This is a genomic window from Microbacterium sp. ANT_H45B (assembly GCF_008369345.1).
Lineage (GTDB): Bacteria > Actinomycetota > Actinomycetes > Actinomycetales > Microbacteriaceae > Microbacterium.
This window is the reverse complement of record NZ_VOBK01000001.1, coordinates 533,451-555,035: the sequence shown is the minus strand read 5'-3', so window position 1 is coordinate 555,035 and position 21,585 is coordinate 533,451. Positions and strand designations below refer to the sequence as shown.

The following is a 21,585-nucleotide window of genomic DNA, read 5'->3' as shown; positions in this document are numbered from 1 at the left end:
GATTTACTAAAGCGATCTAGTGCTGATCGCCCCGGACATCCGTCATCGCCTTCCTGGGGGCTAAACCGATCAAGTAGTGTGAGGCGCATGGCTCTGGGCAAACGCGTCACGATCGCCGATATCGCGCGCATGGCGGGGGTCTCTCCCGGCGCCGTGTCGTTCGCACTGAACGGACGGCCCGGAGTGAGCGACGAGACGCGCCAGCGCATCCTCTCGATCGTCGAGGAGAACCACTGGCAGCCGAGCTCGGCCGCCAGGGCGCTCGTGGGCGCCAGGGCGAACACGGTCGGCTTCGCCCTGGCCCGCCCGGCCCGCTCGCTCGGATCCGAGGCGTTCTTCACCGACCTGATCGCCGGCATCGAATCCCGCCTGTCGCAGAGAAAGGTCAGCCTGCAGCTGCGCCTCGTCGGCGACATCGGCGAGGAGATGGAGGTGCATCGCCAGTGGCGGTCGTCGAACCAGGTCGACGGGATCATCCTCATCGACCCTCGCGACGACGATCCGCGCAGCGACAGGATCGCCGCCCTCGACGCGCGCGCGGTGCTGATCGGCTCGAAGCCGTCTCCCGAGGGAGCCGTGCCCAGCGTCTGGATCGCCGACGACGAGGTGGCCGACACCCTGTTCTCCTACCTCGCCGCCCTCGGGCACACCCGGATCACGTATGTCGCCGGCCCCGCCGATCTCGAGCACACCCGGCTGCGCGCCGAGGTGCTCGAGCGAATGTCCGCCGACGGCATCGTCGGAGAGGTGATCACCACCGACTTCTCGCCGACGCGCGCCTCGGCCGTCACCCGCACCCTGCTCTCCGGGCGGCAGCGTCCGACCGCGATCGTCTACGACAACGACGTGATGGCGGTCGCAGGGCTCCGGGTGGCGCAGGAGATGGGGCGGGTCGTTCCGCGGGACGTCTCGCTGGCGTCTTTCGACGACTCGGTGATCGCCGGGCTGATCAACCCCTCCATCACGGCGATGACCCGCGACACCTTCGAGCTCGGAGAACAGGCCGCCACCCTGCTGCTGCAGCAGATCGAGGCGGGCACGACGCTGCCCAGCACGCAGGGACCGACCCCGACCCTCAGCGCCCGAGAGAGCACCGCCCCGCCGGCCACGGCCTGAGCTCGACGCGCTTTGTGCGCGAGCGGTCCGCGAATCTGTGCGCGAGCGATGCGCGATCCGCGTCAGCCGACGACGGTGTTGACGGAGCCGTAGGGGTCGACGGCATCGACCGACAGATCGGGGCGGATGAGGGTGCGGATGCCGCGCGACGCGAGTGCCGCGGGATCGAGGGCTGCCCGCGAGGTTACGAAGGCGGGATCGACGCCGCGCGCGCAGGCATCCACCCATGCCTGGAAGACGGCACCGCCGGGGCTGAGCGCCGCGCGACTGACCGGCACCTCGTGCGGGTCGACCTCGACCACGATCGCCGTGTCGCGCACGGGTGCCGCGGCACGCGCCCGCAGCTCCGGGATCAGCTCGGCGAATCGACGTCCGATCGGCTTGGCCGCGCCGCTCTGATCGATCAGGCCGAGGGAGTACTCCAGCTCGGGGAAGTCCCCCAGCTCCCGGCTCACATCGTGCGAGCACCACCACGTCACGCCCCAGAGGTTCTCGGTACGCACCGCGGAGCGCAGCGTGGCCTCGAGGAACCCCGGCATCTCGCTCTCGTCGAGGCAGTTCGAGGGAGCGCCGACCTCCTGCAGCCAGACCGGCCGCTGCCGGTCGGTGGCGAAGGCGCGGGACAGCTCGATCAGGTACTCGGCGTGACGATCGGAGGCGACGGATCGACCGCCGTAGCGCTGGGCTGTGCCGTTGAAGATCCAGGAGTGGATCGTCGTCATCTCCCCCAGCCGCGAGGCGTGCGCGGGGGTGAAACCGTGCCCGTCCATGTACCAGACCGCGTCGTACTCGCTGTGCACGTGGCCGGCACCCGGCGCAGCATCCTCGGCGGCGGAGAGCAGCGTCTCGATCCAGGCGCCGGCCTCGTCGGTCGTGACCGGCCACGGCGAGGGGTGCGTGTGCGCCGAGAACTGGTTGACCTCGTTGCCGAGCGTCAGCCCCAGGAAGTTCGGCGCCTCGCGCAGAGCGCCGGCGAGAGTACGCACGAGTGCGACCTGTCCGTCGAGCGCGGTCGGGTCGGTGAACATGTTGCGGTCGTGCCAGGTGAACAGCCACGACGGCACGAAGTCGAAGCTCGACAGATGCCCCTGGATCACGTCGACGCTCGCGTCCAGGCCGAACTCCGCGGCGATGTCGACCATCGCGCGTACATCGTCGACGGCCTTCTCACGGATCAGGGTGCGGTTGGGCTGCAGAACCGTCCACAGCGGGAAGACGCGGACGTGGTCGAGTCCGAGTTCCGCCAGGGCGGCGAAGTCGCGACGCACGTCGTCGGGGGTGAAGTCGAGCCAGGAATGCATCCAGTCCTTCGACGGCGTGTAATTCGCCCCGAATCTCAGGGGAGCATCGAGAGCGCGGCGCTGCGTCATGTGTCCGGACCTTTCCGACGGAGCCCTCCGACGAGGACATGTTGCACCACTATAACGCTTGAGCAACATACCGGCACGAGGTTCTCCGCGCCGCCGGTGTTCGTCGGAGCCACCGCCTTGACAGGGCGGTCATCCGGTGGTTTCATCTGCTAAAGCGCTGCAGTCCGTGACCTCGGACCTGCGGCCATCGCCCGCCTCGAGGAAGAAGCACGATGAAAGTTCCCGCACGCATTGTCGCTCTGGCAACATTCACGATCGGCGCCATGGCTCTCGCCGGCTGCACCGGAGGAGGTGCCCCCACCGGCGCCTCCGGTCCCATCGACACGTCCGGCGAGCTGAGCGGGACGATCCAGTTCCAGACCTGGTCGCTGAAGAACGAGAAGTTCACGCCCTACTTCGAGGACCTCATCGACGCGTTCGAGAAGGAGCACCCCGATGTCACGGTCGAGTGGCTCGACCAGCCGGGCGACGGCTACCAGGAGAAGATCCTCAGCCAGGCGAACGCCGACACTCTTCCCGACGTGCTCAACCTGCCGCCGGACATCGCGTATCCGCTCGTCGCCGCCGGCAAGCTGGTCGACCTGGAGACGGCCGACCCCGAGCTGAAATCCTCGTACAACGCCGGTGCCTGGGAGGCCTACAGCCAGTACCCCGGGATGGAGGGCACCTACGGCCTGCCGTGGTACCTGTCCAGCGACGCGTCGTGGTGGAACCTCGCCCAGCTCGCGCCCTTCGGCGTGACCGAGGCGAACCTGCCCACCACGGTCGACGAGCTCCTCACTCTCGCCGAGAGGGTCGCCGCCGAGTCCGGCGGCAAGGTGCAGCTGCTGTCGTCGATCCCCGCTCTCGACACCTTCACCTCCGCAGGCATGGAGGTCATCGACGATGACGGCGAGTTCGACTTCAACACCGACGAGGCCGCCGCGATCATCCAGAAGTTCGCCGACGCGTACGCGGCAGGAGCGATGCCCGCCGAAGCCCTCACCGGCGACTACGGCGGAAACGCCGAGGCGTACATCCAGGAGAAGGTCGCCTTCACCACCGGAGGCACCGGCTTCACCACCGACCTCGCGAAGGACGCTCCGGCGCTGCTGGAGAACACCGTCGCCACCCAGCGCCTCGGCATCGCGCCGCTGTACGTGCAGGGATTGAACGTGTCGGCCGACTCCGACAACAAGGAGGCCGCCCTCGCGTTCGCCGAGTTCGCGACCAGCGAGGAGAACCAGATCGCGTTCTCGTCGTTGGCCGTCGGCACCGCCCCCGGCACCTCTGCCGGCGGCGACGACGTGGTCGCGAACATCTCGTCGTCGATCACCGATGAGAAGCAGCTCGCCGCGATCGACACGGTGTTCGCCGCGATGCAGGATGCCAAGGCGATCCCGTTCCAGTGGACCTCCGACATGGCCACCTACATGACGCAGCAGATCGCCCTCGCGGTCAACGGCGAGGCCGACCCGAAGGACCAGCTCGACAAGATCGTCGAGTACGCCAACGCGAACCGGGTGGATCAGTAAGCCATGAGCGCGGACACCGCCATCCGGACCCGTCGGACGAGCATGCGATCGCACAGGTGGTTCACCCCCTGGCTCCTCCTCGGCCCCGCCGTCGTCTGGGTGCTGGTGTTCGCGCTCTGGCCGTTCCTCAACACCGTCTTCCTGAGCTTCACCGACGCCAAGCCGCTGCGCGCCCCCGCGTTCGTCGGCGGGGCGAACTACGAGCGGATGTTCGCCGACGAGATGTTCTGGAACGCGCTCACCACGTGCATCATCTACGTGGTGGTGTGCGTGCCGCTGCTCACGATCCTCCCGCTGCTGCTGGCCATGCTCGTGCAGAAGAAGCTGCCGGGCATCGCGTTCTTCCGCACCACGTTCTACTTCCCCGTCATCGCCTCCGTCGTCGTGGTGGCGCTGATCTGGACGTGGCTGTTCGACAGCCGCGGGATCATCAACCAGACGCTGGAGTTCCTCGGCGTCATCGACCGTCCGATGGCCTTCCTGGTGGACCGGTGGCTGCTGCTCGGCTGCGCGATCCTGCTGACCGTCTGGAAGGGACTCGGCTACTACATGGTCGTGTACCTCGCCGCCCTCGGGAACGTCGGCAAGGAGCTGCATGAAGCAGCCATGCTCGACGGCGCGGGCGCGTTCCGCCGCTTCCTCTCGGTGACGATCCCCTCGGTGCGCGGCGCGATGCTCCTCATCGCGGTGCTCATCGCGGTGTCGGCCATGAGAGTCTTCGCCGAGCTCGACGTGCTCTCCAAGGGCACCGGCGGCCCCGGCGGGTACGACCTGTCGCTGGTGATGCTGATCCGCCAGGTCGGATCCGGGCTCAACGGCAACATCGGCTACGCCTCCGCGATCAGCGTCGCCCTCTTCCTGCTCACCCTGCTTCCGATGGCCGCGATCGCGTTCATGAACCGCGAGAAGAAGGCGAAGGTCTCCGCATGAGCACGCTCACCCCTCCCCGCCTCGACCCCGAGCGGCGCCCCGACGATCGGACGCCGCCCGCCGCCCGTGAGCGCATCTTCCGCCGTCGCGGCTCCGGCGACTTCAGCACCCCGACGCTCGGCGGGTTGATCGGGCGCTACGCCCTGCTGCTGCTGGTGCTGGTGCTCGTGATCGGCCCGTTCGTCTGGCAGCTCTCGACGTCGTTCAAGGGACCACAGGAGAACATCTACTCCTTTCCCCCCGACCTGATCCCGCGCGATCCGACCGTGCAGAACTACCTCACGGTCGCCGACGTCGTGCCCGTGTACCTCTACGCATGGCACTCGCTGCTGGTGTCGATCGGCACCGTCGTGAGCAACGTCGTGCTCGCCACGTTCGCCGGCTACGCCCTCGGATGCATGAAGTTCCGCGGCAAGTGGATCGTCATGGCCATCCTGCTCTCCACCCTGCTGTTCCCCGGCGAGGTCACCGTCACGAGCAACTTCCTCACGATCAGGGCGCTCGGCCTCGCCGACACCCTGTGGGGCGTCTTCCTGCCCGGCGCGATCGGCGCGATGAACGTCCTGCTCATCGCGACCGCCTGTCGGATGATCCCCAAGGACGTGCTGGATGCCGCGACCGTCGACGGCGCCACGACCTGGCAGCGCATCCGTCACATCGTGTGGCCGAACATCCGCGGCATGGTCTCGGTCGTCGCGATCTTCGCCTTCATCGGCGCCTGGGACGACTACCTCTGGCCGCTCATCGTGCTCTCCGACCCGTCGAAGTACACCCTCACGGTCGGCATGGCGTACCTCAACAGCAGCTTCTCGGTCGATCCCCGCCTGATCGCCGCGGGCACGATGATCGCGCTCGTGCCGATCATCATCATGTTCTCGTTCACGCAGCGCTTCTTCTTCCGTGGCGTGCAGGAGGGCGCGGTGAAGGGGTGAGCAGCGTGCGGCTGACGCCGGCCAACGGTCCGCTCGATCCTCCCTCGTCGCGACCGGGGGCGGGCGTGCTGCGCGGCCCGGTCTTCGCCTTCGCCGTCGATCCGTCGGCCGGCGCGCAGCGGATCGATGTGCCCGGCCTCGACGATGTTCCGGTCACCCCCGACACGGTGCTGCACTGGGCGTTCTACGCCGACGGCGACGCGGCGACGCTCGCCCCTCATGCGGCGCTGGCCGTGACGGTGGATGCGCGAGCGGTCGACGGGACGAGACTGAGCGACGTCGCCGCCGTGCGCGACCGGTACGACGTCCCCCTCACTCCGGAGGCGCAGTTCGCGGCGCGCTGGAGCATGCCCGAGCAGTGGAACGCCGACACGGTGAGCCTCGCTCCGATGCATGCGGATCCGACGCGCCGCACCTCGGTCGCCGTCGAGCTGGTGCTCGGCACCGGGTCACTGGCGGGCTCGAGCGGGCTCCCCGCACACGTCACGGGCTTCGTGCAGTGCGTCATCGCCGAGCAGCCCGCCATCGACGAGGCCCTCCCTCCGGTCGAGCGCGTCGACACGCGCCGCGGCAGCCACTCCGGACCCCGATTCTCGCGGGGGAACACCATCCCGGCGGTCGCCCTGCCGCACGGGTTCACGTTCGTCACCCCGGCCACCGACGCCTCCGACACCCGCTGGCCCTACCGACCCGGCATCCACGACGACCCGCCAGGACGGCGTCTCGAGGCCCTGCAGTTCTCGCACCAGCCGAGTCCGTGGATCGGTGACCGCTCGGTGCTGCAGCTGATGCCGTTCGACGGGCGGCCGACGTCCGAACGCGCGGCGCGCCGCCGGTGGATCACCCCCGGCACAGAGCGCGCACGCCCCCATGAGTACGCCGTCGAACTCGGAGGCGGGCTCCGGGCGGAGATGACCGCGACCTCGCACACCGCCGCATTCCGCGTGCACAGCACCGGCACCGACACCGACACCGACACCGACACCGACACCGACACCGACACGATCGTCGGGTTCGTGATCGATCAGCCCACCGACGAGGGACGCCTGGTGTGGACCGACGACGGCTTCGCCGGCTGGACGCCGGAGGGTCCCGAGGACTGGGGCAACGCTCCCCGCTGCTATTTCGCCGGCACCGTGCGGCGACGCGAGGGGGACGATGCGGCTGATCTGCACGGCGCTCTCGACGACGACGGCAGGGCCCGGGTCGCCGGGTACGTCGGCGGACACGGCTCCCTCGAGGTGCGCGTGGCGGTGTCGTTCCTCTCGGTGGAGCAGGCCAGACGCAGCCTCGACCTCGAGGCACCCGCAGACGTCACCTACGACGAGCTTCGGGCGACCGCCGCGGCGTCGTGGAACCGCGTGCTGGGGCGCGTCACGATCCCGCCCCTGCCCGCGGCGCACGCTCCCCACCGCCGACTGGCCCACGAGGAGAACCGCGACCGCATCGCCGCCGCTCTGCACCGGATGCATCTGTACCCGAACACCGCCGCCGAGAACACCGGAACGGCGGATGCGCCCGCCTGGCGGTTCGCCGACGTGTTCGCCGCGCGGGAGCCGTTCGGCGAGCGCGAGACGAGCGCGCCGATCGTCGACGGCGAACTCGTCGTGAACAACGGCTACTGGGACACCTATCGCACCGAATGGCCCGCGCTGGCTCTGCTCGATCCCGCGCTGACCGGCCGGCTGCTCGACGGCCAGCTCGCGCAGTACCGACAGGGAGGCTGGATGGCGCGTTGGAGCGCTCCGGCATACGTCGACAGCATGGTGGGCACGTCGAGCGACCAGATCTTCGCGGACGCCGCCCGCTGGGGCGTCGATCTCGATCGGCGCGAGGCGTTCGAGAGCGGATGGCGCAACGCGTGCGAGCCCGGCCCCGACGCGCTGCGCGGCCGCAAGGGCATCGGGCGGGGCCGTTTCACCGGCTCCATCTCGTCGGCCGTTCCCGAGGGCATGAGCTGGACGATCGAGAACGCGGTGAGCGACGCCGCCCTCGGCCGGTTCGCCGCGCAGCTCGCGTCCGACCCCCATGCCTCGCCGACGGATGCCGCGCGCTACCGCGCCTTCGCCCGCTACTTCGCGAACCGCGCACTGTCGTATCGCTCGCTGTTCGACCCCGAGACCCGGTTCTTCCGCGGCCGCGATGACCGCGGATCGTTCTCGTCCGAGCCCTTCGATCCGCGCGTCTGGGGCGGCGACAACGTCGAGACGAACGCCTGGGGGATGTCGGTCGGAGCCGTGCACGACGGGGCGGGCCTCGCCGCACTCCACGGCGGCCCGGCGGACTTCGGCCGTCACCTCGACGCCCTGTTCGCCGAACCGGAGACCGCGGACGAGCGGTTCGGCGGCTCCTACGGCGCCGTGATCCATGAACAGCGGGAGGCCAGGGCGCTGCGCTCGGGCATGTGCGCGATCTCGAATCAGCCCGCCCACCACATCCCGTTCATGTACGCGCACAGCGATCAGCCGTGGCGTGCGGCAGCGATCGTGCACGACCTCGCCGGCCGATTGTTCGCGGGCGCCCACATCGGCCAGGGATTCCCCGGCGACGAAGACAACGGCGAGATGAGCGCGTGGTGGCTCTGGGCGGCGCTCGGGCTCTATCCGCTCGAACTCGCCTCGGGAGTCCTGCGCATCGGCTCGCCCCTGCTCGACGACGTGCGCGTCGACCGCGGGAACGGATCGACGCTGCGCATCCGCTCCCACCGCCGCTCGCCGCGCGCGCATGTGCTGCACGAGGCGCGCCTGAACGGCATCCCGCTCACGACAGCCGAGCTGCCCGTCGATGCCCTCGTCGGCGACGCGGTGCTCGACCTCGTCTTCGGCGACTCCTCGGACGACGGGCTCGACGAGGCTGCGAAGGCGGATGCTGCGCCGTGGCGCCCCGACCTGACGGCGAGCGACGGCGCGACGATCGCGTCCGAGGGCGTCCGTCACGCGGAGCGCGTCGTCGACGACGGCGAACCCGTCGGCGCCGGCGGCGTCGTCCTGCGGCCGGGCGAGTGGATCGGCTGGCGATTCGCCGAGGCTCGGGCGGTCAGCGACGTCTCGGTCACGATGGTGTCCGCGGCATCCTCGACCGCTCTCGTGTGGGAGACGGAGACGACGAGCGGCTGGGAGCCGGTCGCCGTCACCGCCGACACGGAACTCCCGGCCGACCGCACGACGCCGTTCACCCTCGCCGCACGCACGGTGACCTCGGCCCTCCGCGTGCGGGCGGAGGCCGAGGTCACCGTGCGACAGCTCGAGCTCTTCGATCTGGACTGAGCTCTCGATCTGGACTGAGCTCTCGGTCCGGACTGAGCTCTCGGTCCGGCCGGGCTCCCGATCCGGCCTGAGCTCTCGGTCCGGCCGGGCTCCCGATCCGGGCCGAGGCGGCCGGTCCGGGATCACTGCGGTGAGTACACCGTGGCCTCGCCCTTGATCGCCTCGGTGATGCCCGAGATCAGCGACGACTGATCCGTCGCGGTGAGGTTGTACGCGACGTACACGCCGTACCCGTCGGCGGCCGTGCGCTGAGCGAAGTCCGTCGCGGTCGCCGCGCTCGTGTTCGACAGATCGATCGCGGCGGCGCCGATGCGCGAGCGGTCGTCGAGACCGGGAACCGTGGGGGCGTCGTAGGTCGGGTAGTACGGATTCCAGGCGTAGTCGAGCGTGGCGCCCACGTCGAAGGAGCCGAAGTCGGTCGCGGTGTACGACGGTCCGATCGCGTAGAGCGTGATGAGCTTGTCGGGTCCGAGGCGGTCGCGCAGGGCCGAGGCCACCCAGCCGAACGACTGCGCGTGGGGTTGCGGGGTGCCGTTCGCGCCGTACTGACTCCACTCGTCGTCGAAGTCGATGCCGTCGAGGCCGTAGGTCGTTACGGCGTCGGCGAGCTGCGCCGCGAAGGCGTCGGCCTCGGCATAGGTCGAGAAGTTCGCGAAGCCTGCGCCCTGGTGATTGCCGAGCACCGACAGCAGCACCTTGGTGCCCTGCGCCTGCAGCGGACGGATCTGGTTGTCGGCATCCTGCAGCGTCTCGGTGACCCGCTCGTTGAAATGCAGGTAGGCCTTCTCGCCGTCGTAGTTGATGTTGGCGGCGAAGATCATCGCCAGATCGACGGCGGGGGCACCCGAATCGGCCAACGCGTAGTCGGCGACGTTCGCTAAATCGTTCGAGTTCACTTCGACATAGACCGCGAGCTTCGTGTCGTCTGCCGGCGCCTCGGTCGCGGCGGCCGACGAGGCGACGAGAGCGCCCGCGGCACTGATCGCCACGGCGGCCGTCGCCGCCAGGCATCGCCGGATCAGGGAATGACGGGGGTTCGGCTGACTCATGGTGGAGCTTCTCCTTCGGCGTCGTTGTCGATCTCACGTCGCATCGATGCGGCGTGCGATGACTATATCGCTTAAGCGTGACGCTCGAAAGGGGTGCATCGCGCAGAGAAGAGGGGCGGATGCCGCGGCATCCGCCCCTCTTCCGTCGGCATCTCCGTGTCAGAGGTTCACGTCTCCGACCAGGTTGACCTTGATGCCCATGCCGGCGAACATCGCGGCCTTCGCGATCAAGGCCTTGTCGGCGGTCTCGGCGTCGGGGGCGTAGACGGTCTGCGCGTGGTTGGCCTTGTGGCGGGCCATGAACTGGTCGCGTGAGACGCCGTGCAGCACGACGTGGGCGATCGGCCACTCCGGGTTGGTGGCGTCCTTGCGCCGCTGCGTCTCCTCGGCGGGCAGCTCGACGACCGATGCGCGGAAGATGTCGGCCTGCAGGATGCCGTCGGCGATGAACACCCTCGACAGCACGATCTCCCCCGGCTTCGAGACGCCGTTGATCGTGGCGCCGCCCGCGGGGAAGAACACATGGCCCTGGCGCCATCCCTCGGCGTTCTGCCATCCGCCCAGGTGCGAGGCGGGCACCGAGCCCGAGATCTCATACACCCAGACGAACTGCCCGTCGAAGTCCTCACCCCAGCGCACGTCGTGCAGCGTGTTGTCGGGCACCAGTCCCATGGCCCGCCAGACGCGGTCGGTGACGAGCGCGTCGACCGCGACGCCCTCGTCCGCCTCGTTGAAGTGCGGGAACGCGCGGCCCTCGTGCAGCACGCGCGAGCCGTCGCGGGAGGTCACGGGCGGACGCTCGGTGGAGTTGAGGATGCCTTCGGCGAGATCGGATGCCGGCACCAGGTCCTTCAGGCCCTGCTGGTACTGGATGCCGACCGCGTCGAGCCCGAAGTCGTCGGCGATGCGGAGCGCGGCGATGTACATCTTCAGCTGCCACTGCACCTGCTCGCGGGTGAGCTCGGTCGCGGCGTCCTCGCCGTAGATGAACGTCATGCCCGCGTCGATCAGCCAGTCGTAGGCGGCATCCGCCTCGTCCTCGGTGACGTTCAGCATCTCGGCGTACAGGGCCGACTGCGACAGGCGCTCCTTGTAGATGCCCGTGCTGTTCAGCAGCTCGTCGTCGAAGATCGCGTTGTACATGCCCATGCAGCCCTCGTCGAACACGCCGATGATGGCCTTCTCCGCGAGGAGCTCGGCGGCGAGCGCCTCCCCGAGCTGCTTCTCGGGGCTGTCGGGGAGCTCGGGCAGCGGGCGCACGTGCGAGGCGTCGTGCGTGATCGCCCCGGTCTCGGTCCACTCCCTGATGCCGTCGCGGAACCACTGGTCGGTGAAGTCGACCGACCAGATCGTCGCGTATGGCGTGCCCATCTTCGTCAGTCCGGCGTTGAGCCCGAGCAGGCCGACGAGACCCGGCCAGTCCCCCGCGAAGTTCGCGACCGTGAGGATCGGTCCCTTGTGCGTGCGCAGCCCCGCGAGCACGTGGTGCGAGTACTGCCACACCGCCTCGGCGACGATGAGAGGAGCATCCGTCGGGATGTTCCGGAAGACCTCGAGCCCCATCCGCTGGCTCGAGATGAAGCCGTGACCGGTCTCGGGGTCGACGTCGTTGGCGCGGATGACGGTCCATCCGAGGTCTTCGAAGACGCCGGTGACGCCCGCTTCGAGCTCGACCTGCACGGGCCAGCCGCCGGTGTTGGCGGCCTCGCGCAGGTCGCCGGAGGCGATCAGGTACGCGGTCGCAGGCGCGGATGCGGGTCGGGATGCCGGTGCCGGCAGGGTGTAGGTGGTCATGATGCCTCTCCGCTGATGGTGCTGGTCGTGATGGTGCTACTGGTCGTGGTGCTACTGGTCGTGATGCCGCTATCGGTCGTGGCGCTGGTCTCGCCGGTCGATCGAACGGTCGGGGCGGGGTCGAGGGGGAACGCCTGCGTCTCCCCCGCTCGGAGTCGGATGCCGCGGGCGAGGCCGCGGTCGCGCAGTCGCAGGTCGGCCACCTCGAGCGTGCCGCCGTCGAGATGCAGCGTGAGTGCATCGTCGTCGACCTCGACCCGCCCCCAGCCGGTGCCCGTGGTGAACAGGCTGCGGAAGCGTCCTGCGCTCGCCGGGGCGAACGAGAGCGTGCCGCTCGGGGCGTCCCACTGCGCGCCGCTCGCGCCGAGCAGCAGCGCCCAGGAGGCGAGCGATCGCGCGTAGTGGTTGCCGCACTCGATCTCGTTCCAGGGGCTGCGATGCGCGCCGTCGTAGCGTGCGCGCAGCGCGTGTTCGATGCGCAGCGCGTCATCGACGCGTCCGGCGAACAGGAGCGAGGCCGCGACCTGGTGCTCCACCCCCGTCCACACCTCGTCGGAGTACACGAACGGGATGACGGGCCGACCGCCCCGCGGCCACGAGGCGAGCAGGAGTCCGCCCTCATCGTTCAGGGCGTAGACGCGCTGCGTGCTCTCATGGGCGGAGAGATCGTCGCGGAAGTTGTGCGCGACGATCGCGGCGAGCGCCGAGTCCACCCGCTCCGGGGGCAGGATGCTCCCGAGCCCGTTCACGTACGCATGGAACTGCCCGAGCAGCTGGTCGGACAGCACGCCGTCGCCGTACTGGTAGCGGTGGGAGTCGGGGTCGGCGATGACCTGACGGTAGTACTCGCCGTTCCAGAGCGTCTCGTCCATCGCCGCAGCGACATGGTCCGCGCGCGCGTCCCACCCCGCCGCGCGCTGCTCCTCGCCGAGGTGACGGGCCATCCGGGCCCCCGCGCGCAATGCGGCGAGGTACACGCCGTTGGCGAGAGGTTCGGCGCCGTGGAACTCGATGTCGTAGGTGTTGTGCATCTCGCCGTCGAGCAGCCCGTCGCCGTCGCGGTCCCATTCGCGGATCGCGTAGTCGAGGGTGCGTGCGGCCGCGGGCCACAGCTCGCGGAGGAAGGCATCGTCGCCGCTGAACCTCCACTCGCGGTGCAGACGCAGGAGCGTTCCCAGCTGCCCGTCGACGGCCGGACCCATGAACCACGACGGGCCCCCGAACACGCGGTTGCCGCGGAACTTCTGGGCGCCGGCCGCGTCGGTCTCGAGCAGGTACTCCGCCCGGCGCGCACTGCGCTCGAGCGACGGGAACAGCCAGGCGAGCGTCTGCGCGTACGACCAGACGTGCGTGCAGGTGCCCTCGCAGGATCCGCCGTGATCGAACGATCCCTCCCACGCCGCGAACACCGGGCCGTCGCCCAGGTCGGGGTGGGGGGACTCCAGCACGAATCCGGTGGTCGATCGCGCCGCGGCGATGTTCGCACCGATCGCGTCGGCGAGCACGGGGTCGAGGGTGCCGGCGTAGAGCGCCTCGACGAAGGCATCCGTCGCGCCCTCCAACGCCTCGAGGTTCTCGTGCAGGTGTGTGGCCGCGGCCCAGGCATCCGGCCAGAGCGAGGCGTAGTGATTGCGCACGACGTCGTCGCCCGGCGGATCCGCGAACACGATGTGGCCGTGCCATCCGCGGCGACGATTCGGGAAGCCCCAGGAGAGCACGAACTCGAAATCGCGGGTCTCACCCGGTTCGAGCGTGTGCACGATGCCCAGCGATCCGGTGCGCAGGCGCGGCAGCTTCGCGAGCATCTCGGCCTCGGTCAGGGGCGGGGCGTCGGGATCGGCGTCGAGCTCGGCGAACAGTCCGCGCGGGCGATCCTCGAGGGTGAGGCGCGGCTCGGCCCCGAGCTGTCCGTCGTCGGCGAGATCGTCCCAGAACAGCCGCGCCCCGTCGGGCCAGTAGCTGGTGACCCACTGCGGTTTGACGGTCGTCGAGCGATCGGAGGTGGTGAGGCTGAGCGTGCCGTATCCGGGGTCGGATGCGGGAAGATCGATGCCGAAGTCGAGCCCGCGCACGGCCCCCTCGTCGCGCCAGCGCACGTTCTGGGTCGCACGCAGGCCCCACGGCGCATCCGGTCCGGGGACTCCCCGCCCTGCGGTGTGCGAGACGCTGCCGACGAGCGTGACGGCGACGCGGCCGACGCCCGGGTTGGTGACGCGATACCGCAGTACGGCGGCGGGGAGGCCGGAGGCATCGGCGTCGAGGGGCACCAGAGGGGTGAAGGCATGCAGCGACACGTCGACCGGCAGCACCGCGTCCGTGAAGTCGACGTCGACGATCGGGTACTCGCCGTGCAGGGTGGCCCCGTCGAGCCGCGGGAGCCCGGCCAGCTGATCGAACGCGTAGCCGGCGTCGGCGTCGTGACGCCCCGTGAAGCGCGCCTCCAGAACGCGCGTGACCGCGGGGCCGTCGTCCGGTGCGGCGTGGATCGCGAAGAACGAGTGCGGGTTGCGACGCCCCTTGTCCGGCAGGTTCTCGAGCTCCCAGTCGCGCAGCTCGCCGCGGGCGCCGATCGAGACGTTGCCGGTGCCGATGCCGCCGAGCGGGAAGGCGGTCGCCTGCGAGGTGTGCGGGATGCCGACGGCACGACGGGTCATGCGGGCGCTCCGGACTCGACCCATGGGGCCCCGGGGGTGCGGCGCATGGCGTCCTCCTTGAAACCGATGCTCATGATTCTGAAATCTCCCGCAACTGTACGCGAAATCGATTTCAAGGCGCAAGGCGATGTGCGGACATCCCTGCATCGCCGTGGCGGCGGGTCAGGCCCTGACGGCGCTGGCGGGCTGGATCTCGTTGCGCAGCACCACCGTGCGCGAGGGCTGCGTGTCTCCGCCGATGCGGTCGAGCAGCATCCGCGCCGCCGTGACGCCCATGTGCCGAGCGGGCAGGCGGACCACCGTGACCGCGGTCGGAGAGAGTGTGGTGAAAGGCAGCGAGCCGATCACCGCGACGCCGACCTCCGGCGGGGTGAGCCCCCGCTCGGTCAGTACCTGGATCGCCCCGACGCCGATGAGGTTGTTGCCGGCGACCACGGCGTCCGGCGGGTCGGCGAGCGCGAGCAGCTCCTCCATCGCGGCGCGCCCGCCGTCGACCCGGAAGGTGGCGAAGCGCTCCAGCTCGTCGAGATCGAGCTCCGGATGCGCCGATCCCATGGCCGCGCGCCAGCCCGCGGCGCGCTCGGCGGCCGTGTCGATGTGCTCGGGGCCACCGATGTAGGCGATGCGTCGGTAACCGGCTCCGAGCAGGTCTTTCGCCGCCGACGCGCCCGCGGCGCGGTTGGCCATGACGACGCCGTCGACGTCGTAGGTCGTGCTGCGGTCGACCGCCACGACGGGGCGACCGGTCGCCAGGATGCTGTCGAGGTTCGAGGTCTCGTCGGCGGTCGCGATGATGATGCCGGACATGTGCTCGGCGATCGCGATCCGCAGGTACGTGGCCTCCTTCTCGACCTGGGCGTCGGAGTTGCACAGCACGACCGAGTACCCGGCCTCGGAGGCGACGTCCTCGACCCCGCGGGCCATCTCGGTGAAGTACGGGTTCTCGATGTCCGGGATCACGAGGGCGATGACCTCGGAGCTCTGCCTCCGCAGGGTCCGCGCCGTGCGGTTGGGGGTGAAGTTCAGCTTCGCGGCCGCGTCGCGCACGGCGGCGACCTTGTCCTCCGAGACGCTCGTCCCGTTGAACACGCGCGACACTGTGGCGGGAGAGACCTTCGCCAGTTCCGCGACGTCGTAGATCGTGGCCATTCGAACCTCACTGCTTCGTCCGGCTGCACCGGATGTGAAGCAACAGTATCGCGCACGCCTCCGATCTCTGGAGTTCTCGGGTGAAATCGATTACATTGGCGCCCATGACTTCTGCTGCTTCGGATCTCGCGACCCTCGCAACGCTGCGACAGGTCCAGACCCGCTCCATCTCCCCTGAGAACTTCGACGGATCCGCTGGGGGCGGAGGCCGGGCCACCGAGGGCACGGGCGCATCCTGCGCCCGCGACCTCGGGCCCGGCTGGAAGATCTCCCCCAGCGTCGACGTCAAGGCGGGCGCGACCTTCGACCTCGCGAACATCGAGGGCGCGGGCAAGATCACCCACATCTGGATCACGACCCACACCGACAACTGGCGCACCCTGCTGCTGCGCGCCTATTGGGACGGCGCCGAGGAGCCGGCGGTCGAGGTGCCGTACGGCGACTTCTTCTGCAACGGCTGGGGCGTGTTCGCCCAGGTGAACTCGCAGACGATCGCCGCGAACCCGCACGGCGGCTTCAACTCCTACTGGCCGATGCCCTTCCGCGACGGGGCACGCCTCACGATCGAGAACACCTCGACGGTCGACGTGCGCATCTACTTCCAGGTCACGTACGAGATCGGCGGCGACCACTCGACCGACGCGTACTTCCACGCGCAGTGGCGGCGTTCCAACCCGCTCGAGGACCGCACGCCGCACGTGATCCTCGAGGGCATCGAGGGGCAGGGCCAGTACGTCGGCACGTACATCGCCTGGGGCGTGAACTCCAACGGCTGGTGGGGCGAGGGCGAGATCAAGTTCTACCTCGACGACGACGCCGAGTACCCCACGATCGCCGGAACCGGCACCGAGGACTACTTCGGCGGCGCCTGGAACTTCGACATCCCCGGCACGGGCTACACCGAGTTCTCCACACCGTACCTCGGCATGCCACAGGTCATCAGGCCCGACGGGCTGTACGTGAGCCAGCAGAGGTTCGGCCTGTACCGCTGGCACCTGCTCGACCCGATCCACTTCGCGACCGGCATCCCCAAGGTCGACATCCAGGCGCTCGGCTGGCGCAGCGGATGGCGCTATCTGCCCCTGCGCGACGACATCGCCTCGACGGCCCTGTTCTACCTCGACCGGCCGACCGCGCGTCGGCCGAAGACGCCGTCGGCCGACGACCTGGAGGTGCACCTAGGAACGGCCCCGGTGCCTGACATCGGCGCCACCCCGCCGCGCGCCCCGCAGGACTGATCTCCCCGGCATCCGGGGACCCGGTCTCCGAATGCCCGGAGACCGGGTCGCCTGCCTAGACGAGCCCCTGCACTCGGAACTGCTCGGAGTGGTACACGCTGTTGTCGGCGGTCTTCCACTGACTGACACTGAGGTGCAGGTCCGACAGCGTCGACCCGGGGATGATGTACCCGCCGTACAGCTGCGCCACGTGCGAGGCATCCTCCTGCCCCCACTCGCTGCCGTACAGCAGCGTCGTCTTGGTCGCGGTGTACAGGTTGTCGGTCGGGGTGTTCAGCACCATCGCGTCGATCCGGTACGCCGGCGCGTTGAACCATGTGAGGATCCACTTGCCGCCGAGCGGTCGCAGGCACATCTCGCCGAACCCGCCGGAGAGCACCTCCGTGACCGGCTTGCCCCATCCCCACGAGCCGTTCGCGAAACCCCAGGGCTGGTACGCCGAGAGAGTCGTCATGCTGTTCGACGGCACCCGGTAGAGCACGATGCCCTTGTCGCGCTGGAACCCGGTGCCGTAGATGTACACGTAGCCGTCGTTGCCGAGCCCCCAGGTGATGCACTGGAACTTCCCACCCGCCATGTCCGCCGGGAACTGCAGCCCGGTGTGCTGCCAGGTGGCACCGTTGTCGTCGGACTTCCACAGTTCCGTCCAGCGGACGGCCCCGAACTGCGGCCCGTTCACGATCGCGTGCAGATACATGCGCGATCCGATCGTGATCACGTCCGAGGGGATCACCGTGGTGAAGTACGTATCGTGCGGGTAGTACCAGAGCTGGGGAGCGGTGCCCTGCGTGTTCGCGCCCGCCCCGGCGGCACCGTTGAACGTCACCCCGGCACCGAGGTTCGTCGTCGACGAGTACAGCGCGACCGGCGAGCGCCAGTTCGCGCCACCCACGCCGTCGGCCCAGGTGTCGCCGAACATGAACAGCATCCGCCCATCGGGAGTGCGGGCGGGGATGCCGAGGTCGGTCGCCCCTATTCCGTACTGCACGGGACTCTGCGTGCCGGCGAGCACGGTGATCCGCGACACCGTGAGCGGGCCTGCGGCGGATGCCGGGGCGGCGGCGCCGATGCCGACGGCGGGTGCGGCCAGCATCCCGGCACCGAGCGCGAGCGCCCCCCGCAGCATGCCGCGGCGGGTGATGAGCGGAGGTGTGTGCTGTTCGGTCATCGTCGACCTCTTTCCGTGTGGGTGTCGCTCTCTGTCGGCCGGCCTACTTGAGCCCGGCCATCTTGATGTTGCCGATGATCTGGCGCTGGAAGACGAGGAACAGGATCATCACGGGCGCGGCGGCCAGCACCGAGCCCGCCATGAGCAGCCCGAGCTCGCTGGTGCGCTCCGAGCGGAACGTCGCGAGGAACTGCTGCACCACGAAGCGCTCGGGGGTCGTGATCGTCAGGATCGGCCAGACGTAGGAGTTCCAGTACGCGAGGAAAGAGGTGATGCCCATGACCACGAACGGCGGCTTCGACAGCGGCAGGAAGATGCGCACGAAGATGGCGAAGCGACCGCATCCGTCGAGCATCGCCGCCTCCTCGAGGCTGGCCGGGATGTTCAGGTAGAACTGCCGGATGAAGAACACCGTGCCGGCGCTCGCCGCCCCGGGCAGCACGAGCACGGCCAGCGTGTCGAGCATCGACAGCCGGGTGACGACGATGAAGCTCGTCAGCAGGATCGTCATGCCGGGGATGAACATCGTCGTGATCACGATGACCCAGATCGTCCGCTGGAACCGGAAGTCGAGCCGGGCGAACGCGTAGGCCGCGAGCGAGTTGATCGTCAGGCTCAGGAAGGTGAAGAGCACCGCTCCGCCGAAGGTCCACAGCATCGTGCGGGTGAAGGTGGGGTCGGCGAGGATCTGCGCGTAGTTCTCCCACCGCCACACCTCGGGGAAGAACTGGAACGGGGTCTGGATGACCTCCGTCTTCGACTTGAACCCGGCGATGACCATCCAGGCGAGCGGGAACAGCGCCGCCACGAGGAACACGCCCCCGGCGAGGAGCTTGGCGATGACGGTGATCCACGAGCCCGGGGTCTTGGGCAGGTGCGATCGACGCGACGGCTCGGTGCCGGCGAGCACGATGGCGCGCGTGGTGTCCTGCGGCGCGATGGTGACCATCAGTCCACCAGCCTCTCGGAGTTGACGAACTTGAAGACGATCGCCGACACCGTGCCGAGCACGACGAACATGACCAGCGCGGCGGCGATCGAGTAGCCGACGTTGATGTCGTTGCGGAAGTGGTTGAAGATGAACAGGTTCGGCAGCGTCGTCGAGTCCAGCGGACCGCCACCGGTCATCACGAGCGGCAGCTCGAACTGCTGGATCGCGGCGACGAACCCGGTGATCAGCAGGTACAGGATGATGTTCTTCATCTGCGGCAGCGTGATGTACGCCGTCTTCTGCCACCAGTTCGCCCCCTCCATCGCCGCCGCCTCGTAGTACTCGGTGGGGATGTCGACCATCGCGGCGACCATGATGAGCGAGGTCAGCCCCATGCCCAGCCAGATCGCGGGGATCGCGATCGCGAGCAGCGCCCAGGCCGGGTCGCCGATCCACGCGATGGGGTCGATGCCGAAGATCCCGAGGAACCAGTTGAGGAGTCCGCCCGAGTAGTCGTACATCAGCACGAAGACGATCGAGGTGATGACCGAGGAGATGATCGTCGGGATGTAGATGCTGACCTTGAGGATGCCGGCGAAGCGGCGCGACACGCTCACGACGAGGCTGGCGAAGAAGAACGCCAGCAGCAGCATGGGCGGCACGGTCATCGCGACGAACGCGAATCCGCGGCCGACCGACGCCCAGAACAGCGGATCGCTCAGAACGGCGGTGAAGTTGCGGAACCCGACGAACTCCGGGTCCTTGTAGAAGCTCCAGTTCTGGAAGGAGAGGAATCCGGCGTAGATCGCCGGCCAGACCACGAAGATGCCGAGAAGGGCGACCACCGGCAGGAGGAAGAGGTACGCGACCTTCGTGTCACGGTACTTCCGGGCATCCGCGCGGTGTCTCACCGCCCGCCGCTCCGTCGAGACTGCACTGACCATCGTTCACTCCACCCGTTCTCTCGCTGTCTTCGTCCACTGCGTGATTCCGGGGGTCGGCGCGCACGCCGACCCCCCGGAACGGCACGGGCTACTGGCTGGGTGCCTTGTCGGCGAGACCCTCGCGGTCGATGACCGTCTGGATCGCCTTGTCCGCAGTGTCGATCGCGGCATCCGGTGACGCGGACCCCTTCATGACCGACTCGAACGCGGTGCCGACCGCGAGCGACACGTCCCACGGGTAGGTGGGCTCGGGGATCGCGTTCGGGGCGATGTCCTCGGTGATGATCGACGACCAGGGGGCGTCGGCCGCCGCGGGGTCGGCGGCGACGGCGTCCTGCACGGACTGGCGCACCGGCGCCTTGGTGAACTGCGTGTCGACGAAGAACGGCACGAGGTTCTCGGGATCACCGGCGATGGCCCACGAGAGGAACGTGCCCGCGGCCTCTGCGTTCTTGGTCTTCGCGTCGATGACCCACTTGAAGTTGCCGAGTGTCGTCGACGTGCGGCCGTCGGCGTCGCTGGAGCTCACCATCGCGCCGATGCCCGTCTTGTCGAGGACATCGGGGTAGTCCGAGCCGATCTCCGACAGCATCCACGATCCCGACACCTTGAAGGCGACCTTCTGCTCGCCGAAGTCCTTGCCCCCGCCGTAGTCGGCGAGCGGCTGCTTGGGCATGTAGCCCTTGTCCCAGAGGGTCTTGTACTGCGCCATCATGTCGCGGTAGCCGTCATCGTCGATGTTCGGCCCGGTCCAGTCGTCGTTGAGCGCGGTGTGCCCCGCGAAGTTGTACTGCTGGCCCACGGTCGACCAGGCGAAGGTCGCGGCGTCCTGTGCCGGTGAGATGCAGTACTGGCCGTCACCGAGGGTGGGCTGGATCTTGGCGCAGGCATCCAGCAGCTCGTCCCAGGTGGTCGGGCCCTGGTCGGCGTCGACGCCGGCGGCGTCGAGCATGTCCGTGTTCCAGAACAGCACGGCCTGCGGCTCGAGCAGGAGGGGGTAGGCGTAGTACGTGCCGTCGATCTCCGACACCGGCTTGGCGGCATCCGAGATCTCCGCCAGGGCGTCATCGGGGACGATGCCGTCGAGCTCGTGCAGCTGTCCGGCATTGACGGCATCCTGGATGCTGCCGGGGTGGGTGTAGATGTCGGGGGCCTTGCCCGCCGCCTGTGCGGCCTTCATCTTCTGATCCCACGCGTCACCGGGCACCTGGGTGCCGACGACCTTGATCTCGTCCTGCGAGTCGTTGAACTTCTTGATGATGCCCTCGTACCACTCGTTCTCGACCGGCGTGAAGTTGCGGTGCCAGAACTGGATCGTGGTGACGCCGGCCTCTGCGCCGTCGCCCCCGGCGGACTCGCCCGGGGTTCCGGACCCGCAGCCGGCGAGCATCGCTCCGACGGTGAGAGCACCGACTGCGGCGACCGCCGCCCTGCGCGTGCGTGGGGTGATTCTCATGGTTCCTCCTCAGGAACGGACTCCTCATCGAGTCGCTGCTGTGTGTCCGGCTGTCACCGGCGGGCTCCGGCCGA

15 protein-coding genes are annotated in these 21,585 nt (G+C 69.0%); 6 read left to right on the top strand and 9 right to left on the bottom strand.

Features of this window, described 5'->3' with window-relative positions; genetic code table 11:
- Nucleotides 1-87 precede the first annotated feature (87 nt).
- On the top strand, nt 88-1,116 hold the full coding sequence (locus FQ142_RS02705) for a LacI family DNA-binding transcriptional regulator (RefSeq protein WP_149422102.1): 1,029 nt from the start codon (nt 88-90) through the stop codon (nt 1,114-1,116).
- Nucleotides 1,117-1,178: 62 nt separating this feature from the next.
- Here FQ142_RS02705 and FQ142_RS02700 read toward each other — a convergent pair whose 3' ends face one another.
- The gene (locus tag FQ142_RS02700; RefSeq protein WP_149422101.1) at nt 1,179-2,486 is read right to left on the bottom strand and encodes a glycoside hydrolase 5 family protein; all 1,308 of its coding nucleotides are present in this window, start codon (nt 2,484-2,486) and stop codon (nt 1,179-1,181) included.
- Nucleotides 2,487-2,698: 212 nt separating this feature from the next.
- Here FQ142_RS02700 and FQ142_RS02695 point away from each other — a divergent pair, with 212 nt between their 5' ends.
- The 4 genes from FQ142_RS02695 to FQ142_RS02680 are packed head-to-tail and all read left to right on the top strand — an operon-like array spanning nt 2,699 to nt 9,128.
- Nucleotides 2,699-4,000 carry an ABC transporter substrate-binding protein gene (locus FQ142_RS02695; protein ID WP_149422100.1) on the top strand — a complete coding sequence of 434 codons (1,302 nt, stop codon included), beginning with the start codon at nt 2,699-2,701 and terminating at the stop codon, nt 3,998-4,000.
- Nucleotides 4,001-4,042: 42 nt separating this feature from the next.
- Nucleotides 4,043-4,930 (top strand): carbohydrate ABC transporter permease, encoded by an 888-nt coding sequence (locus tag FQ142_RS02690; protein ID WP_056419250.1) that lies wholly within the window; start codon nt 4,043-4,045, stop codon nt 4,928-4,930.
- Nucleotides 4,927-5,862 (top strand): carbohydrate ABC transporter permease, encoded by a 936-nt coding sequence (locus tag FQ142_RS02685; RefSeq protein ID WP_149422099.1) that lies wholly within the window; start codon nt 4,927-4,929, stop codon nt 5,860-5,862. The genes FQ142_RS02690 and FQ142_RS02685 overlap by 4 nt, the downstream gene beginning before the upstream one ends.
- Nucleotides 5,859-9,128 (top strand): glycoside hydrolase domain-containing protein, encoded by a 3,270-nt coding sequence (locus FQ142_RS02680; RefSeq protein WP_149422098.1) that lies wholly within the window; start codon nt 5,859-5,861, stop codon nt 9,126-9,128. Before FQ142_RS02685 ends, FQ142_RS02680 begins: the two co-directional genes overlap by 4 nt.
- A 122-nt stretch (nt 9,129-9,250) precedes the next feature.
- On the opposite strand, the gene FQ142_RS02675 is transcribed toward FQ142_RS02680, so the two are convergent.
- The 4 genes from FQ142_RS02675 to FQ142_RS02660 all read right to left on the bottom strand — a co-directional run bounded on the left by FQ142_RS02675 (nt 9,251) and on the right by FQ142_RS02660 (nt 15,774).
- Nucleotides 9,251-10,177: an endo-beta-N-acetylglucosaminidase H gene (locus FQ142_RS02675; protein ID WP_262492034.1), complete on the bottom strand. Its 927-nt coding sequence runs from the start codon at nt 10,175-10,177 to the stop codon at nt 9,251-9,253.
- A gap of 159 nt (nt 10,178-10,336) precedes the next feature.
- Nucleotides 10,337-11,971, bottom strand: a complete 1,635-nt coding sequence (locus FQ142_RS02670) for a fucose isomerase (protein WP_149422097.1) — start codon at nt 11,969-11,971, stop codon at nt 10,337-10,339.
- Complete coding sequence (locus FQ142_RS02665) at nt 11,968-14,625, bottom strand: GH116 family glycosyl hydrolase (protein ID WP_149422096.1); 2,658 nt, start codon at nt 14,623-14,625, stop codon at nt 11,968-11,970. The genes FQ142_RS02670 and FQ142_RS02665 overlap by 4 nt, the downstream gene beginning before the upstream one ends.
- Nucleotides 14,626-14,787: 162 nt before the next feature.
- Nucleotides 14,788-15,774 (bottom strand): LacI family DNA-binding transcriptional regulator, encoded by a 987-nt coding sequence (locus FQ142_RS02660; protein ID WP_056414950.1) that lies wholly within the window; start codon nt 15,772-15,774, stop codon nt 14,788-14,790.
- A 104-nt stretch (nt 15,775-15,878) separates the two neighbouring features.
- Between FQ142_RS02660 and FQ142_RS02655 the strand changes: the two genes are divergently transcribed.
- Nucleotides 15,879-17,012, top strand: a complete 1,134-nt coding sequence (locus FQ142_RS02655; RefSeq protein ID WP_149422095.1) for a glycoside hydrolase family 172 protein — start codon at nt 15,879-15,881, stop codon at nt 17,010-17,012.
- A gap of 55 nt (nt 17,013-17,067) precedes the next feature.
- Here the strand turns inward: FQ142_RS02655 and FQ142_RS02650 are convergent, their stop codons facing one another.
- From FQ142_RS02650 to FQ142_RS02635, 4 genes are all read right to left on the bottom strand, one after another.
- Nucleotides 17,068-18,180 carry a DUF4185 domain-containing protein gene (locus FQ142_RS02650; protein WP_149422094.1) on the bottom strand — a complete coding sequence of 371 codons (1,113 nt, stop codon included), beginning with the start codon at nt 18,178-18,180 and terminating at the stop codon, nt 17,068-17,070.
- 43 nt (nt 18,181-18,223) lie between these two features.
- The gene (locus FQ142_RS02645) at nt 18,224-19,129 is read right to left on the bottom strand and encodes a carbohydrate ABC transporter permease (RefSeq protein ID WP_082539290.1); all 906 of its coding nucleotides are present in this window, start codon (nt 19,127-19,129) and stop codon (nt 18,224-18,226) included.
- Entirely contained in the window at nt 19,129-20,055 is a 927-nt protein-coding gene (locus FQ142_RS02640) for a carbohydrate ABC transporter permease (RefSeq protein ID WP_045252900.1), read from the bottom strand. The genes FQ142_RS02645 and FQ142_RS02640 overlap by 1 nt, the downstream gene beginning before the upstream one ends.
- Before the next feature lie 88 nt (nt 20,056-20,143).
- A complete protein-coding gene (locus FQ142_RS02635) occupies nt 20,144-21,511 on the bottom strand; it encodes an ABC transporter substrate-binding protein (RefSeq protein ID WP_045252899.1) in 1,368 nt (455 codons plus the stop codon).
- Between the last annotated feature and the right edge of the window lie 74 nt (nt 21,512-21,585).

Bases quoted from the DNA above. Each gene is read 5' to 3' on its own strand.
- FQ142_RS02685 (WP_149422099.1), top strand. From the start codon at position 4,927: ATGAGCACGCTCACCCCTCCCCGCCTCGACCCCGAGCGGCGCCCCGAC.
- FQ142_RS02705 (WP_149422102.1), top strand. From the start codon at position 88: ATGGCTCTGGGCAAACGCGTCACGATCGCCGATATCGCGCGCATGGCG.
- FQ142_RS02700 (WP_149422101.1), bottom strand. From the start codon at position 2,486: ATGACGCAGCGCCGCGCTCTCGATGCTCCCCTGAGATTCGGGGCGAAT.
- FQ142_RS02635 (WP_045252899.1), bottom strand. From the start codon at position 21,511: ATGAGAATCACCCCACGCACGCGCAGGGCGGCGGTCGCCGCAGTCGGT.
- FQ142_RS02675 (WP_262492034.1), bottom strand. From the start codon at position 10,177: ATGAGTCAGCCGAACCCCCGTCATTCCCTGATCCGGCGATGCCTGGCG.
- FQ142_RS02655 (WP_149422095.1), top strand. From the start codon at position 15,879: ATGACTTCTGCTGCTTCGGATCTCGCGACCCTCGCAACGCTGCGACAG.
- FQ142_RS02695 (WP_149422100.1), top strand. From the start codon at position 2,699: ATGAAAGTTCCCGCACGCATTGTCGCTCTGGCAACATTCACGATCGGC.
- FQ142_RS02640 (WP_045252900.1), bottom strand. From the start codon at position 20,055: ATGGTCAGTGCAGTCTCGACGGAGCGGCGGGCGGTGAGACACCGCGCG.
- FQ142_RS02670 (WP_149422097.1), bottom strand. From the start codon at position 11,971: ATGACCACCTACACCCTGCCGGCACCGGCATCCCGACCCGCATCCGCG.
- FQ142_RS02650 (WP_149422094.1), bottom strand. From the start codon at position 18,180: ATGACCGAACAGCACACACCTCCGCTCATCACCCGCCGCGGCATGCTG.
- FQ142_RS02665 (WP_149422096.1), bottom strand. From the start codon at position 14,625: ATGACCCGTCGTGCCGTCGGCATCCCGCACACCTCGCAGGCGACCGCC.
- FQ142_RS02690 (WP_056419250.1), top strand. From the start codon at position 4,043: ATGCGATCGCACAGGTGGTTCACCCCCTGGCTCCTCCTCGGCCCCGCC.
- FQ142_RS02660 (WP_056414950.1), bottom strand. From the start codon at position 15,774: ATGGCCACGATCTACGACGTCGCGGAACTGGCGAAGGTCTCTCCCGCC.
- FQ142_RS02645 (WP_082539290.1), bottom strand. From the start codon at position 19,129: ATGGTCACCATCGCGCCGCAGGACACCACGCGCGCCATCGTGCTCGCC.